This window comes from Streptomyces sp. NPDC047000 (genome assembly GCF_040644295.1).
GTDB lineage: Bacteria > Actinomycetota > Actinomycetes > Streptomycetales > Streptomycetaceae > Streptomyces.
Genome location: NZ_JBEYWE010000009.1, coordinates 67225 through 83502, shown reverse-complemented (window position 1 = coordinate 83502; position 16278 = coordinate 67225). Strand labels below are relative to the sequence as shown.

Here is a 16278-nt window from a genome sequence, read left to right as displayed (position 1 = left end):
CAGCGCGACCAGCGGCCGACCATCCCGAAAGGGCACCACGCGCATGGAGCAGTACGAGCCCGACCGCCTGACCCCGGCCCGAGCCGCCGCCGTGCGGCGCAGCCTGCGCACCGGCAGGGCCGCATTCACCCGCCGTTCGCTGCTGCGCGCCTCGACCGGCGGCGCGCTCGCCCTGGGCGGACTCGGGGCGCTGAGCGCCTGCGGGATCCCCGCGGCGGGCAGGGCGACGGGCGGCACCTCCGCCGAGGACCACTCGGCGAAGGAGAAGGTGGTCGACTTCTCCAACTGGACCGAGTACATCGACGTCGACGACAGCGGCAAGCACCATCCGACGCTGGAGGCGTTCCGCAAGCGGACCGGTATCTCGGTCAAGTACACCGAGGACATCAACGACAACAACGAGTTCTTCGCCAAGATCAAGCCGGAGCTGACCGCCGGCCAGGACACCGGCCGGGACCTCATCGTCCTGACCGACTGGCTCGCCGCCCGGCTGATCCGCCTCGGCTGGGTCCAGAAACTGGACCCGTCCAACATGCCGCACGCCTTCGCCAACCTGGCCACGCAGTTCCGCAGCCCCGACTGGGACCCGGGCCGCGCCTACTCCTATCCGTGGCAGGGCATCTCCACGGTCATCGCCTTCAACAGGAAGGCCCTCGACGGTGTCGAGGTGAAGTCGGTCTCCGATCTCCTCGACAACCCGAAACTCAAGGGCCGCGTCGGCTTCCTGTCCGAGATGCGCGACAGCGTCGGGATGACGATGCTCGACATGGGCAAGGACCCGGGCAAGTTCACCGCCGACGACTACGACGCGGTGATCGCCCGTATCCAGAAGGCCGTCGACAAGGGCCAGATACGCCGCTTCACCGGCAACGACTACACGTCCGACCTCGCCAAGGGGGACTTCGCGGCCTGCATCGCCTGGGGCGGCGACGTCGTGCAGCTGAAGGCGGACAACCCGGACGTCGACTACATCATCCCGCAGGCCGGTTACATGACGTCGACGGACAACCTGCTCGTCCCCAACAAGGCGCGCCACAAGGCGAACGCCGAGCGGCTCATCGACTTCTACTACGAGCCCGAGCAGGCCGCCGCGCTGGCCGCCTACGTCAACTACGTGAGCCCCGTCGAGGGCGTGAAGCCGTATCTGACGAAGCTCGACAAGGATGCCGCGGACAATCCGCTGATCATCCCCGACAAGGCCACGGCCGCCCGGTCGCACGGCTTCCGCGCGCTGTCGCAGACGGAAGAGACGGCCTACGAATCGAAGTTCGCGAAGCTCACTGGGGCGTGACGAGATGACCACAGACACCAGCGGCGACGTCCGCCTCTCCGGCATCAGCAAGACCTACGGCAGCTTCACCGCCGTCCACCCGCTCGACCTGACCGTGCCCGAGGGCTCCTTCTTCGCCCTCCTCGGCGCGTCCGGCTGCGGCAAGACCACCACCCTGCGCATGATCGCGGGCCTGGAGGACCCCACCGCCGGCGCCGTGCACCTCGGCGACCAGGAGGTCACCCACCTCCCGCCGTACAAGCGGCCGGTGAACACGGTGTTCCAGTCCTACGCCCTCTTCCCGCACCTCGACATCTTCGAGAACGTCGCCTTCGGCCTGCGCCGGCGCGGTATCAAGTCGGTGAAGAAGCAGGTCGAGGAGATGCTCGACCTGGTCCAGCTCGGCGAGCAGGCCCGCAAGAAGCCGCACCAGCTCTCCGGCGGCCAGCAGCAGCGCGTCGCCGTCGCCCGCGCCCTGATCAACCACCCCAGGGTGCTGCTGCTCGACGAGCCGCTCGGCGCCCTCGACCTCAAGCTGCGCCGCCAGATGCAGCTGGAGCTCAAGCGCATCCAGACCGAGGTCGGCATCACCTTCATCCATGTCACGCACGACCAGGAGGAGGCCATGACGATGGCCGACACGGTCGCCGTGATGAACGCCGGGCGGGTCGAGCAGCTCGGCGCGCCGACCGACCTCTACGAGAACCCGCAGACCACCTTCGTCGCGAACTTCCTCGGCACCTCCAACCTCATCGAGGCCGAGATCGACACCAAGAACGGCGACGACATCGTCCTCAGGGCGGGCGACGGCAAACTCCTGCTGCCCGGCGCCCGATGTTCCGCCCCGACGACCTCCGGCGGCAAGGTGCTGGTCGGGGTGCGCCCCGAGAAGATCACCCTCACCCACGCCGACGACGCCGACGCGATACCGGACGGCCGCAACCGCATCACCGGGAAGATCGCCGACTCCAGTTTCATCGGCGTGTCCACGCAGTACGTCGTCGACAGCCCCGTCTGCCCCGACTTCGAGGTGTACGCGCAGAACATCGACCGCGACGCCCGCCTGACACCCGGCGCCGACGTGGTCCTGCACTGGAACCCGGCGCACACCTTCGGGCTGGACGCGACCCAGTCCCTGCTTGCTGGGACAGTGGGCGACGCCGGTGCCGACGCCGACGAGGACGCCGCCTGATGGCCGCCGTCACCGAGGCGCCGCCCCTGGCGCCGGTACCCGAGGCCACCGCCAAGCCGCCGCGCAGGCGCGGCCGCTGGACGCCGTACCTGCTGCTCCTGCCCGGCATCCTGTGGCTGCTGGTCTTCTTCGCGCTGCCGCTGGTCTACCAGGCCTCCACCTCGGTGCAGACCGGCTCCCTGGAGCAGGGCTACAAGGTCACCTGGCACGTCGCGACGTACTGGGACGCGCTGACCGCGTACTGGCCGCAGTTCCTGCGCTCGGTGTTCTACGCCGCCGCCGCGACGGTGCTCTGCCTGCTGCTGGGCTACCCGCTGGCGTACCTGATCGCCTTCCGCGCGGGCCGGTGGCGCAATCTGATCATGGTCCTGGTGATCGCGCCGTTCTTCACCAGCTTCCTGATCCGCACCCTCGCCTGGAAGACGATCCTCGCCGACGACAGCCCGATCACGCGGTTCCTGGACCAGGTGCACTTCCTCCAGCTGACCGACTGGCTCGGCTGGACGGCGGGCGACCGGCTCCTCGCCACCCCGCTCGCGGTGGTCACCGGTCTGACGTACAACTTCCTGCCGTTCATGATCCTCCCGCTCTACACCTCCCTGGAACGCATCGACGGACGGCTCCACGAGGCGGCGGGTGACCTCTACGCCCGGCCCTTCACCACCTTCCGCAAGGTCACCTTCCCGCTGTCGATGCCGGGCGTCGTCTCCGGCACGCTGCTGACCTTCATCCCGGCCGCCGGTGACTACGTCAACGCCGAACTGCTCGGCTCCACCGACACCCGCATGGTCGGCAACGTCATCCAGGCCCAGTTCCTGAGAGTCCTCGACTATCCGACGGCCGCCGCCCTCTCCTTCATCCTGATGGCCGCGATCCTCCTGATGGTCACGTTCTACATCCGAAGGTCCGGCACGGAGGATCTGGTCTGAATGGCTCTCGTCACCTGGCTCAAGCGCCACCTCGTCGTCATCGCCGGACTCGCCACCCTCGGCTATCTCCTGCTGCCCAACGTCGTCGTCACGGTGTTCTCCTTCAACAAGCCGAAGGGCCGTTTCAACTACGACTGGCAGCAGTTCTCCACCGACGCCTGGAAGGACCCGTGCGGCGTCGCCGGAATGTGCGGGTCGCTCTCCCTCAGCCTCCAGCTCGCCGTCTGGGCGACCCTCGGCGCGACCGTCCTCGGCACCATGATCGCCTTCGCGCTGGTGCGCTACCGGTTCCGTGCCCGGGGCGCCGTCAACTCGCTGATCTTCCTGCCGATGGCGATGCCCGAGGTCGTCATGGCCGCCTCGCTGCTCACGCTGTTCCTCAACCTGGGTGCCCGGCTCGGTTTCTGGACGATCCTCATCGCGCACGTCATGTTCTGCCTCAGCTTCGTCGTCACGGCGGTCAAGGCGCGCGTGATGTCCATGGACCCGCGCCTCGAACAGGCCGCCCAGGACCTCTACGCCGGCCCCGCGCAGACCTTCCTGCGGGTCACCCTGCCGATCGCCGCCCCCGGGATCGCGGCGGGCGCGCTGCTCGCCTTCGCGCTCTCCTTCGACGATTTCATCATCACCAACTTCAACGCCGGCTCCACCGTCACCTTCCCCATGTTCGTGTGGGGTTCGGCGCAGCGCGGCACCCCCGTCCAGATCAACGTCATCGGTACGGCGATGTTCGTCATCGCGGTCCTGCTGGTGCTGGTGTCGATGGTGGCCGGGAACCGGCGCGGCAGGCAGAAGGCGTGATTCCGCGCCCCCGTACAGCGAGTTTTCCGTAGGGAGTTGACATCATGGCCCCGAGCGCCATGAGCCGTGCAGAAGAACGAGGGATCAGAGCCCTCTCCGACGCCCAGCCGGTCCCGTACTGGCTGGACGGCCCCGCGCGACCCCGCCCCGAACCCGCCCTCACCGGCACCGAGACCTGCGACCTGCTGGTCGTCGGCGGCGGCTACAGCGGACTGTGGACCGCGCTCCTGGCCAAGGAGCGCGATCCCGGCCGGGACGTGGTCCTGCTGGAGGGCCGCGAGGCGGGCTGGGCCGCCTCCGGCCGCAACGGCGGCTTCTGCGCCGCCTCCCTCACCCACGGCACGGCCAACGGCCTCGCCCGCTGGCCCGGTGAGATCCACCGCCTGGAGGAACTGGGCGCCCGCAACCTCGACGCGATCGAGAAGGCGGTCACCCGTCACTCCCTGGACTGCGACTTCGAGCGCACCGGTGAGATCGACGTCGCCACCGAGCCCTACCAGGCCCGCGAACTGCGCGCCTGGCACAGGGAACTGGAGGACAACGGCCTCGCCGACGGCATCGAGTTCCTGGACGCCGGCGCCGTGCGGGAGCAGGTCGACTCGCCCACCTTCCTGGCGGGCCTCCACGACCGCCGCGGCGTGGCCATGCTCCACCCCGCCAAGCTGGCCTGGGGCCTGAAACGGGCCTGCCTCGCCCTCGGCGTGCGCCTCTACGAGCACACCCCCGCCCTCACCCTGCGGCCCCACGGCGCCGGCATGGCCGTCCGCACGCCCTACGGCCAGGTCCGCGCCCGCCGGGTCGCCCTCGGCACCAACGTCTTCCCGAACCTGGTCCGACGGGTGCGCCCGTACACCGTGCCCGTCTACGACTACGCCCTGATGACCGAGCCGCTCTCGCCCGGGCAGCTCGCCTCGATCGGCTGGCGGGGCCGCCAGGGCCTGGGCGACAGCGCCAACCGGTTCCACTACTTCCGGCTGTCCGCCGACAACCGGATCCTCTGGGGCGGCTATGACGCGGTCTACCCGTACGGCGGCCGGGTGCGCCGCGAGTACGACGACCGCCCGGAGACGTACGCCACGCTGGCCGGGCACTTCTTCACCTGCTTCCCGCAGCTGGAGGGCCTGCGCTTCACCCACGCCTGGGGCGGCGCGATCGACACGTGCTCGCGTTTCTCGGCGTTCTTCGGCACCGCGCACCGGGGCAGGGTGGCGTACGCGGCGGGCTACACCGGCCTCGGTGTCGGCGCCACCCGCTTCGGCGCCGACGTGATGCTCGACCTGCTGGCGGGGGAGCGGACGGAGCGCACGGAACTGGAGATGGTCCGCACGAAGCCGATGCCGTTCCCGCCGGAGCCGTTCGCCTGGACGGGGATCGCGCTGACCAAGTGGTCCCTGGCCCGTGCCGACGCGCACGACGGACGGCGCAACCTGTGGCTGCGGACGATGGACCGGCTGGGGCTGGGGTTCGACAGCTGAGGCCCACGGGGTCGCGGGAGCAGGGGAGTTGAGGCGTCGGGACTTGACAACGCGATTGGTCTGGACCAAGTTGTTGCGCCCCACCCTCCCGTCCCCCCACTTCCGGAGGCAGTTGTGGACCGCACCAGCCCCCTCCCGGCCAGACCACCTCTGACCCGCTCCGTCCTCGCCGCCCTCACGGCCGCGCTGCTGGCCGTCCCCGGCCTCACCGCCCTGTCGTCCACCGCCCACGCCGCCGACGCGGACCTCGCGAGGAACGGCGGCTTCGAGTCCGGCCTCACCGGCTGGACCTGCACCGCCGGAACCACCGTCAGCACCCCCGTGCACAGCGGGAGTTCGGCCCTCCAGGCGACGCCCGCCGGCAGCGACAACGCCCAGTGCTCCCAGACGGTGACCGTGCAGCCGAACTCCCAGTACACGGTGTCCGGCTGGGTCCGGGGCGCGTACGTCTACCTGGGCGCGAGCGGCACCGGCACCACCGACGTCTCCACCTGGACCCCCTCGGCGGGCGACTGGCAGCAGCTGTCGACCACCTTCCGCACCGGCGCGAGCACGACCGGCGTCACGATCTACACCCACGGCTGGTACGGCACCGGCGCCTACTACGCCGACGACATCTCCCTGGTCGGCCCCGGCGCCGCCACCGGCCAGCCGCCCGCCGCCCCGGCCGGCCTCACCACCGGCACGGTCACCTCCTCCAGCGTCGCCCTGTCCTGGTCGGCGGTGTCCGGCGCGACGGGCTACGCGGTCTACCGGGACGGCGTCAGGACCCAGACGGTCACCGGCACCTCCGCCACCGTGACCGGACTGTCCGCCTCGACGGCGTACAGCTTCCAGGTCACGGCCTCCGACGACGCGGGCGAGTCGGCGAAGTCGGCGACGGTCACGGCGACCACGTCCGCGGCCTCCGGAGGCGGTGGCGGAGGCGGCTCCACGGGCACCCTCCCCACCCACGCCCTGGTCGGCTATCTGCACGCGAGCTTCGCCAACGGCGCCGGCTACACCCGGATGGCCGACGTACCGGACAGCTGGGACGTCATCGACCTCGCCTTCGGCGAACCGACCTCGGCGACCTCCGGTGACATCCGCTTCAACCGCTGCCCGGTCACCGAGTGCCCGACCGTGGAGAGCGACGCCGACTTCAAGGCGGCGATCAAGGCCAAGCAGGCGGCCGGCAAGAAGGTGCTGATCTCCATCGGCGGCCAGAACGGCCAGGTCCAGCTCACGACGACGGCCGCGCGGGACGCCTTCGTCACCTCGGTCTCGAACATCATCGACACCTACGGCCTCGACGGCCTCGACATCGACTTCGAGGGCCACTCGCTGTCCCTGGACACGACCGACACGGACTTCAAGAACCCCACGACCCCCGTGATCGTCAACCTCATCTCGGCCCTGAAGACCCTGAAGGCCAGGTACGGCTCGGGCTTCGTGCTCTCCATGGCCCCGGAGACCTTCTTCGTCCAGATGGGATACCAGTACTACGGCACCGGCAAGTGGGGCGGCCAGGACCCGCGCTGCGGCGCCTACCTGCCCGTCATCCACGCCCTGCGCGACGACCTGACCCTGCTGCACGTCCAGGACTACAACTCGGGCCCGATCATGGGCCTGGACAACCAGTACCACTCCATGGGCGGCGCGGACTTCCACATCGCCATGACCGACATGCTGCTCACCGGCTTCCCGGTCGCGGGCGACGCGAACAACGTCTTCCCGCCGCTGCGCCCGGACCAGGTGGCGATCGGCATGCCGGCCTCCGTCAACGCGGGCAACGGCTACGTGGCCCCGGCGGAGGTCACCAAGACCCTCGACTGCCTCACGAAGAAGACCGGCTGCGGTTCGTACACCACCCACGGCACCTGGGCCGCGCTGCGCGGCCTGATGACGTGGTCGGTCAACTGGGACCGGTTCTCGAACGGGGAGTTCCAGAAGACCTTCGACGCGTACTTCGGCTGACGACGAGGCGCCCGGCGGGGCCGATGACGAGGACGAGGCCGGTGAGCAGCACGGTCCCGAGGCACCAGCTCGCCACCACGTCCAGCGGCCAGTGATACCCGCGCCGCACCAGCCCGTACCCGACCCCGAGATCGACCGCCCCGGCCCCGGCGACCACCCCTCGCCGGGGCCACACCCCCCGCAGCCACGGCAGCAGCACCAGGACCGCGGCCCCGTAGGCGACGACGGCCGTGGCCGCGTGCCCCGACGGGAAGTACCCCGTCCCGGGCGGCACGGCGGCCGTCCCGCCCCGCCCGACGGCGTCCTTGACCGGCACGACGACCAGCGGCACCAGTGCCATGACGACCGCCGCCGCGACGGGTGCCACCCACCACGCCCCCGTGCGGGCCCGCCGCCCCCGCAGCGCCGCGTACCCGGCCGCCACGACCAGCACCGGCACGGCGATCTGTACGTTCCCCAGGTCGGACAGCACCTCGGACGTCCGGTCCGGACGCAGCAGCCCCCGGCCGACCCGCTCGTCCGCCCCCGCCAGCGGCCCGTGGACGACGACCTGCCAGGTGATCAGCCCGAAGAGCAGACCGGGCAGCGCGACGAGAGCGAGGACCGCGGCCCGCCCGGGCGAGGGACGCCGAGAGTCCCGCGCGGTGCGAGGACGCCGGGTGCGCGGTGCCGGGGAGAGGGACATGACCACAGCCTGACAGGAGCCCGTCCCGGCGACGTGCGCGGGCCCGTGCGGGGCCTCGGCACGGTGGCGTCAGCCGGTCGCCGGGGGAAGGAGGCCGGCCGCCCGGGAACAAGGGGGGGCGTTCCGGGGCGGCCGGCCGGACCGGGACACCGCGCGCCCCGGGGGGTGTGGGGCGGACGGCGGTCCGATCGGTGAGGAGATCCCGGAGCCGGAGGCCCCGGGGGTGTGCGCGAGGGCACGGCCAGGTCGAAGCAGGGGATGCCCCGGCCTGCTGCCGCCCGTGGTGTCCCGCGGGCGGGTGTATCTCTCATCTGCGGAGAACGTACGGCAACGGATGCGGCGGGGACAGGCACAACCGCGTCCCGCCATGCACCCCGCACACCTTCTTCACCTGATCCGACCGGCCGGCTCCCCGGAGCCCCCGTGGGAGCGTCGCGAGGGCCCCGCTCTCAGAGCGTCGCGAGGGCCTGCTCCAGGACGTCCAGGCCCTCGTTCAGGAGGGCGTCGCCGATCACCAGCGGGGGCAGGAAGCGCAGCACGTTGCCGTAGGTGCCGCAGGTGAGGACGAGGACGCCCTCGGCGTGGCACGCCTTGGCCAGGGCGGCGGCGGCCTCCGGGGCGGGGTCCTTCGTGGCGCGGTCCTCGACCAGCTCGATGGCGATCATCGCGCCCCGGCCCCGGACGTCGCCGATCACGTCGAACTTCTCGGCCATGGCGGTCAGACGCGTCTTCATGACCGCCTCGATGTGCCGGGCCCGGGCGTTGAGGTCGAGTTCCTTCATCGTCTCGATCGCCCCCAGCGCGCCCGCGCACGCCACCGGGTTCCCGCCGTAGGTGCCGCCCAGGCCGCCCGCGTGCGCGGCGTCCATGATCTCGGCGCGGCCGGTCACCGCGGACAGCGGCAGACCGCCGGCGATGCCCTTCGCGGTGGTGATCAGGTCCGGGACGATGCCCTCGTCCTCGCACGCGAACCACTGGCCGGTGCGGCAGAAACCGGACTGGATCTCGTCCGCCACGAACACGATGCCGTGGTCCGAGGCGAACTGACGGATCGCCGGCAGGAAGCCCTTCGCCGGCTCGATGAACCCGCCCTCGCCGAGCACCGGTTCGATGATGATCGCGGCCACGTTGTCCGCGCCGACCTGCTTGGTGATCTGGTCGATGGCCTGCTTCGCCGCCTCCGGTCCCGCGTTCTGCGGGCCGGTCGGCCAGCGGTAGGCGTAGGCGACCGGGACGCGGTACACCTCCGGCGCGAAGGGCCCGAAGCCGTGCTTGTACGGCATGTTCTTCGCGGTCAGCGCCATCGTCAGGTTCGTACGGCCGTGGTAGCCGTGGTCGAACACCACGACCGCCGGGCGCCTGGTGTACGCGCGGGCGATCTTCACCGCGTTCTCCACCGCCTCCGCGCCCGAGTTGAACAGCGCCGACTTCTTGGCGTGGTCACCGGGGGTGAGCTCGGCCAGCGCCTCGGCCACCTCGACGTAGCCCTCGTACGGCGTGACCATGAAACACGTGTGGGTGAAGTCCGCGAGCTGCGCCGACGCCCGCCGTACGACCGCCTCGGCGGACGCGCCGACCGACGTCACCGCGATGCCGGACGCGAAGTCGATGATCCGGTTGCCGTCGACGTCCTCGATGATCCCGCCGCCCGCCCGGGCGACGAAGACCGGCAGCGTCGACCCCACGCCCTGCGCGACCGCGGCGGTGCGGCGGGCCTGCAGCTCCCGCGACTTCGGGCCGGGGACGGCGGTGACGACACGGCGCTCCTGCGGAACTGCGGTCATGGGGGCTCCCTGATGATCTTTCCGCGGGCACGGACGCCTGTGCGGATGCTTGCCTCTGCCTGCCCTCTCGGGCGGTCGTCTCTCTTTTCTCGCAGGCTAGGACGGCGGCCGGAAGCTGGGCATGCTCCATGTGGGCGTTGTCGATGGTCCCGGTTGTCCGCCGTGGCCATAGGCAAGGACCCTGTGGGACGTGAAGGCGCACCGACGTCTGGCCGCGCAATCGGTGAACTCCCCCTTCCGGGGCGTTAGATTGGCTCGCGGACGGTGGACGGAACGGCTGGTCAGGGGGCAACGGCGATGGACAGCGACGGCACGCGGGACCCGCGGGGCACACATGCGCACCCCGTGCCACGCCCGGCAGGGCCGCCCGACCTGCCCTCCGGCGTCCCCCCGGTGCCGCGGAAGCCGCCGGAGCCGCCGACCGCGCCCCCTGCTCCCGGCGGCCCGCCCGCCGACGCGCAGGACCCCGCCCGGCGGCCCCCCGTCGCCGACTGGCTCGACGCCCCCCGCCCCGCCACCGGGCCCGGCATCTGGCGGTTCCGCTACCAGAAGCCCCGCAGCGGACAGGGACGCGAGCGGCTCTCCGCCGTCACCGTCGTCGGCGTCCTCGTCCCCCTCGTCGTCGCACTGCTCCTGTGGTCCCTGTGGCGGCACGGCAGCATCCCCTACCAGTGGGCGCTGCTCAGGCTGTTCACCCCGGACGACTGGTGGTGGGGCGGCACCAGCACCCCCAAGGGCAAGGGCATCGAGGCCGTCACCGTCGCCGACGGCGTGTTCTTCGCGATCCTCGTCGGCGTCATGGGACGGCTGGGCAGCTGGCCCGACATCGTCCGGCACCTGGTCACCCGGCGCGCGCAGCCCGCCCGCGCCCTGCTCGCCGCGCTCGGCGCGCTCATCGCGCTCAGCTTCGTCTTCCCGGACGCCTTCGGCGTCGGCTGGAACCCCCTGCCCGTCGTCGACCCGCTGTTCTCCCTCGTCGTCCTGATCACCGGCGGCTACGACGTCTTCACCTCCCAGATGTTCACCGACGGCCTCTACGCGCTCGTCACCCTGCTCGTGCTGTGGCCCTTCGCCCGCGTCGGCGGCTGGTGGCCCCTGCTCCGCGACCGCCTCGACGCCCGCGCCGACGCCCGCCACGGCCGTACCCCGCCGCCCACCGCCGAGACCCCGCCCACCCAGTGGCCCGAGCTGCGCGCCGCCGGACAGCACCAGGCCGCCGACCTCCTCACCGCCGAGGTCCTCGCGGGCCGGACGACCGACGTCGACTGCGCCCGCATCACCCACGCCTGGACCGGCGCCCGCCACCAGGCCCGCCTCGCCCTGTTCACCGAGACCGTGCTGCGCCAGGGCGCCGCCGCCTGGACCCACCCCTCCGGCGCCCGCGACCTGCCCGGCCGTACCGCCCGGCACGATCTGCTCGCCCACCAGGTCCGCATCGGCCGCTGGGCGGCCGCCGAGCGCACCCCGCTCGCCTACCGGGGCGTCGGTGCCGCCCTCGGCCCCGACACCCTGGGCACCTCCCTGCTCGTCGTGGGACCGCCCGGGTCGGGCAAGACCCGGCACGTCGTCGCGCCCGTCGTCGAGTCCCTCGCCTTGGAGGCCCTCACCGGGCGCTGCGCCGTCGTCACGGTGTGCGCCGCGGGCACCCCGCTCGGCCCGGACGAGGCGTACGACGTGGTGGTACGCGTCGGCGACCCCCGCTCCGTGCACGACCTCGACCCCTACGCCGACACCGACGACCCCGACGAGGCCGCCGCCTTCCTCGCCGAAGCGCTCGCCGGAGACCTCGACACCGTCTCCGGCCAGCGCGCCGTCACCGCGCTCGCCCAGCTCCTCGGCCCCTACCGGGCGGCCTACGGCGCCTTCCCCGCACTGCCCGTGCTGCGCGAACTGCTCGACGGCGACCCGGCCGCCCTCACCGCCCTGCGCGACGCCCTGGACGACGGGCACCACACCGTGATGCGCCGCGAACTCGACGCCCGGCTCCGGCAGTCCGGCACCGCCGCCGACCCCGGCCCGGCACTCGCCGACCGCCTCGCCCTCCTCGACCGGCCCGCCTTCGCCGACTTCTTCGGCGGGAACGGCGGTGGCCGGGGCGTCCGGCCGTTCTCGCTGCGCGCCGTCGCCCACCACCCCCTCCGGGTCCGCGTCGACCTGCCCGCCCACGGCCACGAGGAGGCCGGCCGGCTGATCACCCGGCTGGTGCTGGCCCAGTTCACCGCCGTGGCCCGGGAGAACGGGCGCGGGCACTTCGCCTGCCTCGTCCTCGACGACGCCACCGGCACGGTGACCCCCGACTCGGTGCGCCGCATCCAGCGGCTGCGCGCCGAGAACGCGGGCGTCGTGCTGACGCTGCGCACCGTGGGCGACGTACCGGAGGCCCTGCACGGGCCGCTGTACGGCGCGGTGGGCTGCCGTATGGCGCTGTCCGGGGTCACCACCTGGGACGGCAGCCGGTTCGCGCAGGCCTGGGGCACCGAGTGGGTGGAGACCCGGGACGTGGCCCGGCACACCGTGTTCGCCGACCAGCCGATGACCCGCGCCATCCACGCCCTGCGCAAACTCGTCACCGGCAAGGCGGTCACCACGGAGGCCGTCACCGTCCGCAAGGTCGAGCGGGAACGCTGGTCCGCCTCCGAACTCGCCCACGAGGTGCCGCCCGGCCACGCCGTGCTGTCCCTGACCGACGTGACGGGGGAGCACGCGCCGCCGTCGCTCGTCGACCTGCGGGGCTGACCCCGGACCGGGCGGGCCTTCCGGGGGCGCCCGCACCGTACGGTGAGGCAGAATCGGCACAGGCCGTTCCTCCACGGCGGACAAGAGATCACCGGGCGAGGCCGCCGCACGGCCGCGCCCCAGAACCGAAGGTCCCATGCCGCCCACGCTCGCCTCCCTCGTCCACCACACGGCGCTCCGGCTGACCGTGCGGGCGGGCGAGGACCGCCTCGACGTGCCCGTCCGCTGGGCGCACGTCAGCGAACTCGCCGACCCCGTCCCGTACATGGAGGGCGGCGAGCTGCTGCTGACCACCGCGCTGAAACTGGACGCCGAGGACCCGGCGGCGATGCGGCGGTACGTGAAGCGGCTGGCGGGCGCCGGAGTGGTCGGCCTCGGCTTCGGCGTCGGCGTCAACTACGACGAGGTGCCCGCGGCCCTCGTCACCGCCGCCCGGCAGGAGGGCCTGCCGCTGATCGAGGTGCCGCGCCGCACCCCGTTCCTCGCGATCAGCAAGGCGGTCTCGGCCGCCATCGCCGCCGACCAGTACCGGGCCGTCACCGCGGGCTTCGCCGCCCAGCGCGAACTGACGCGGCAGGCGCTCGGCGCCGGGCCCGAGGGGCTCCTCACCGCACTCGCCGCACAGGTCGACGGCTGGGCCGCGCTCTACGACGCCACGGGCGCCGTCACCGCCGCCGCGCCCGAGTGGGCGGGCCGGCGGGCCGCCCGGCTCACCCCCGAGGTGGAACGGCTGCGGGAGCGGTCCGCACCCGCCTCCTCCGTGGTCGGCGGCCCCGACCACGAGGACCGCGTCGAACTCCACACCCTCGGCACCGGGCGCCGGCCGCTCGCCGCGCTCGCCGTCGGCACCGCCGCCGCCCCCGGCACCGCCGAGCGCTACGCCGTCCACTCGGCCATCGCCCTGCTCACCCTCACCACCGAACGGTCCCGCTCCCTGCACGCCGCCGAACAGCGCCTCGGCACGGCCGTGCTGCGCATGCTGCTCGCCGGGGAACCCGACCACGCCCGCGCGGTCGCCGGGACCCTGTACGGCGCCCTGCTCGACGCGCCGTACCGGCTGATCATCGCCGAGCCGGTGGCACGGCCCCGCGGGTCCGAGCCCGCGGCACAACCCCGCAGGTCCGCGGAGACCGCCCCGGACGCGACGGACGCGCCGGACCCCCTCGACGCGTTCGCCGAGGCCGTGGAGGCGGCCGCCGCCCGCTGCGGCGAGGCCGTCCTGATCGTCCCGGAGGGCGAGCGGCTGGTCGTCCTGGCCGCGGACGGCGGCGCCGCGGTGACCGCCTGCACCGACCACACCACGATCCTGGAGACGGGCCGCCCGGTGGACCCCGACGACCTCACCGGCGACGAGCCCGGCCTCGTCGTCGGCCTCTCCGCGCCCGCCGGCCCCGTCGCGGCGGCCTCCGCCTACCGACAGGCCGAACAGGCCCTCGCGGTGGCCCGCCGCAGGGGGCGGGTCTGCGTGGAGCACGAGCAGCTGGCCGCGGGCTCCGTCCTGCCGCTGCTCGCGGACGACGCGGTACGCGCCTTCGCGGACGGCCTGCTGCGCCCGCTGTACGAACACGACGCCACCGGGCGCGGCGACCTGGTGGCCTCGCTGCGCGCCTGGCTCTCCCACCACGGCCAGTGGGACGCGGCAGCGGCCGACCTGGGCGTCCACCGCCACACCCTCCGCTACCGCATGCGCCGGGTCGAGGAGATCCTCGGCCGCTCCCTCGACGACCCCGACGCCCGTATGGAGCTGTGGCTGGCTCTCAAGACGGCATCGGGCGAGTGAGGGCCCGCCGTCCCGCATCTGCCATTCCGTAGCGTCCAGGCCCCCGACCGCTCCATGCTGGACAAGCGCCGTCGTGTCGCCCCGCCCCTACCGTGGAGCGCGCAGATCACCACACGCAGCAGCGACGCGGAAGGCCGGGACTCGGACATGGCACAGGAAGAAAAGGCGGCCGCCCAGGGGTTCTGGCTCGCCGGGCGTGAGACCGTCGGGGAGAGCGCCTTCGAGGTGACCTCGCCGTGGGACGGGCGGCTGGTCGGACGGGTGAGCGTGCCGGACGACGCGCAGGTGGAGGAGGCCGTGGCCGCCGCCCACGCCGTGCGGGACGAGTTCGCCGCCACCCCGGCGCACGTCCGCGCCGCCGCCCTCGACCATGTCAGCCGGCGGCTCGCCGAGCGCACCGAGGAGATCGCGCGGCTGATCTCCGCCGAGAACGGCAAACCCATCAGGTGGGCGCGCGGCGAGGTCGGCCGGGCCGTGTCGGTGTTCCGGTTCGCCGCCGAGGAGGCCCGGCGGTTCAACGGCGGGGAGGCGCAGCGCCTGGACACCGACGCGGGCGGCCAGGGGCGGCTCGCGCTGACCCGGCGCTTCCCGAAGGGCGTCGTGCTCGGCATCGCGCCGTTCAACTTCCCGCTCAACCTGTGCGCCCACAAGGTCGCCCCGGCGATCGCGGCCGGTGCGCCGATCGTCCTCAAGCCCGCGCCGGCCACCCCGCTCTCCGGACTGGTCCTCGGTGAACTGCTCGCCGAGACCGACCTGCCCGCCGGGTCGTGGAGCATCCTGCCGGTGCCCAACGACCGGATGCCCGCCCTCGTCCAGGACGAGCGGCTGCCCGTGATCTCCTTCACCGGCTCCGAGACCGTCGGCTACGCGATCATGGATTCGGTGCCGCGCAAGCACGTCACCCTGGAGCTGGGCGGCAACGGCGCCGCCGTCGTCCTCGGCGACTGGGCGAGCGACGCCGACCTCGACCTGGCGGCGGCCCGGATCGCCACCTTCTCCAACTACCAGGGCGGTCAGTCCTGCATCTCCGTGCAGCGGGTGATCGCCGACGCCGCGGTCCACGACCGGCTGCTGCCGCGCGTCGTGGCCGCCGTGGAGGCCCAGGTCACCGGTGACCCCTCCGACGCCGCCACCGACGTCGGTCCGCTGGTCAGCGAGGCCGCCGCGCGGCGCGTCGAGTCGTGGGTGCGGGAGGCGGTGGACGCGGGGGCCGTGCTGCACACCGGCGGCAAGCGTGACGGCGCCTCCTACGCGCCGACCGTCCTCAGCGACGTGCCGGCGAGTGCCACGCTGGCTTGCGAAGAGGTCTTCGGTCCGGTCCTCACCGTGCAGCGGGTGGACGGCGAGGACGCCGCGTTCGCCGCCGTCAACGACTCCAAGTACGGCCTTCAGGCGGGGGTGTTCACCCACGACCTGCAGACCGCGTTCCGTGCCCACCGTGCGCTGGAGGTCGGCGGCGTGGTCATCGGCGACGTGCCGTCCTACCGCGCCGACCAGATGCCCTACGGCGGTGCCAAGAAGTCCGGCGTCGGCCGCGAGGGTGTCCGGTACGCGATGGACGACTACACCTACGAGCGGGTGCTCGTCCTGACCGGACTCGCCCTGTAGGACATCAGAGGCGGCAGAGGCGCCCGGGACGTTCCGCGGATCCCGAACGGGCCCGGTGCGGG

At 72.7% G+C, this 16278-nt stretch carries 11 protein-coding genes; 9 read left to right on the top strand and 2 right to left on the bottom strand.

The window, feature by feature from the left end:
* Nucleotides 1–43: 43 nt before the first annotated feature.
* The 6 genes from ABZ862_RS16810 (at nt 44) to ABZ862_RS16785 (ending at nt 7623) form a co-directional block, all read left to right on the top strand.
* Nucleotides 44–1291: a spermidine/putrescine ABC transporter substrate-binding protein gene (locus ABZ862_RS16810; protein ID WP_360958359.1), complete on the top strand. Its 1248-nt coding sequence runs from the start codon at nt 44–46 to the stop codon at nt 1289–1291.
* Nucleotides 1292–1295: 4 nt separating this feature from the next.
* Nucleotides 1296–2462: an ABC transporter ATP-binding protein gene (locus tag ABZ862_RS16805; RefSeq protein WP_360958356.1), complete on the top strand. Its 1167-nt coding sequence runs from the start codon at nt 1296–1298 to the stop codon at nt 2460–2462.
* A complete protein-coding gene (locus ABZ862_RS16800; protein WP_360958353.1) occupies nt 2462–3391 on the top strand; it encodes an ABC transporter permease in 930 nt (309 codons plus the stop codon). Before ABZ862_RS16805 ends, ABZ862_RS16800 begins: the two co-directional genes overlap by 1 nt.
* Entirely contained in the window at nt 3392–4192 is an 801-nt protein-coding gene (locus ABZ862_RS16795; protein ID WP_360958350.1) for an ABC transporter permease, read from the top strand.
* A gap of 44 nt (nt 4193–4236) precedes the next feature.
* Nucleotides 4237–5667, top strand: coding sequence for an FAD-dependent oxidoreductase (locus tag ABZ862_RS16790; RefSeq protein ID WP_360958347.1), 1431 nt, complete (start codon nt 4237–4239; stop codon nt 5665–5667).
* Nucleotides 5668–5781: 114 nt separating this feature from the next.
* Nucleotides 5782–7623 (top strand): glycoside hydrolase family 18 protein, encoded by a 1842-nt coding sequence (locus ABZ862_RS16785; RefSeq protein WP_360958344.1) that lies wholly within the window; start codon nt 5782–5784, stop codon nt 7621–7623.
* Here the strand turns inward: ABZ862_RS16785 and ABZ862_RS16780 are convergent.
* Both ABZ862_RS16780 and gabT read right to left on the bottom strand, forming a co-directional pair.
* Nucleotides 7562–8308, bottom strand: a complete 747-nt coding sequence (locus ABZ862_RS16780) for a phosphatase PAP2 family protein (RefSeq protein ID WP_360958341.1) — start codon at nt 8306–8308, stop codon at nt 7562–7564. The two genes, ABZ862_RS16785 and ABZ862_RS16780, sit on opposite strands and share 62 nt — an antisense overlap.
* A gap of 449 nt (nt 8309–8757) precedes the next feature.
* Nucleotides 8758–10092: a 4-aminobutyrate--2-oxoglutarate transaminase gene (gene gabT / locus ABZ862_RS16775; protein ID WP_360958338.1), complete on the bottom strand. Its 1335-nt coding sequence runs from the start codon at nt 10090–10092 to the stop codon at nt 8758–8760.
* Nucleotides 10093–10389: 297 nt separating this feature from the next.
* Between gabT and ABZ862_RS16770 the strand changes: the two genes are divergently transcribed.
* The 3 genes from ABZ862_RS16770 to ABZ862_RS16760 all read left to right on the top strand — a co-directional run bounded on the left by ABZ862_RS16770 (nt 10390) and on the right by ABZ862_RS16760 (nt 16216).
* Nucleotides 10390–12828: an ATP/GTP-binding protein gene (locus ABZ862_RS16770; RefSeq protein ID WP_360958335.1), complete on the top strand. Its 2439-nt coding sequence runs from the start codon at nt 10390–10392 to the stop codon at nt 12826–12828.
* Between the two features lie 136 nt (nt 12829–12964).
* Entirely contained in the window at nt 12965–14608 is a 1644-nt protein-coding gene (locus ABZ862_RS16765; protein WP_360958333.1) for a PucR family transcriptional regulator, read from the top strand.
* 147 nt (nt 14609–14755) lie between these two features.
* A complete protein-coding gene (locus ABZ862_RS16760; protein ID WP_360958330.1) occupies nt 14756–16216 on the top strand; it encodes an aldehyde dehydrogenase family protein in 1461 nt (486 codons plus the stop codon).
* The last annotated feature ends 62 nt before the right edge of the window (nt 16217–16278 follow it).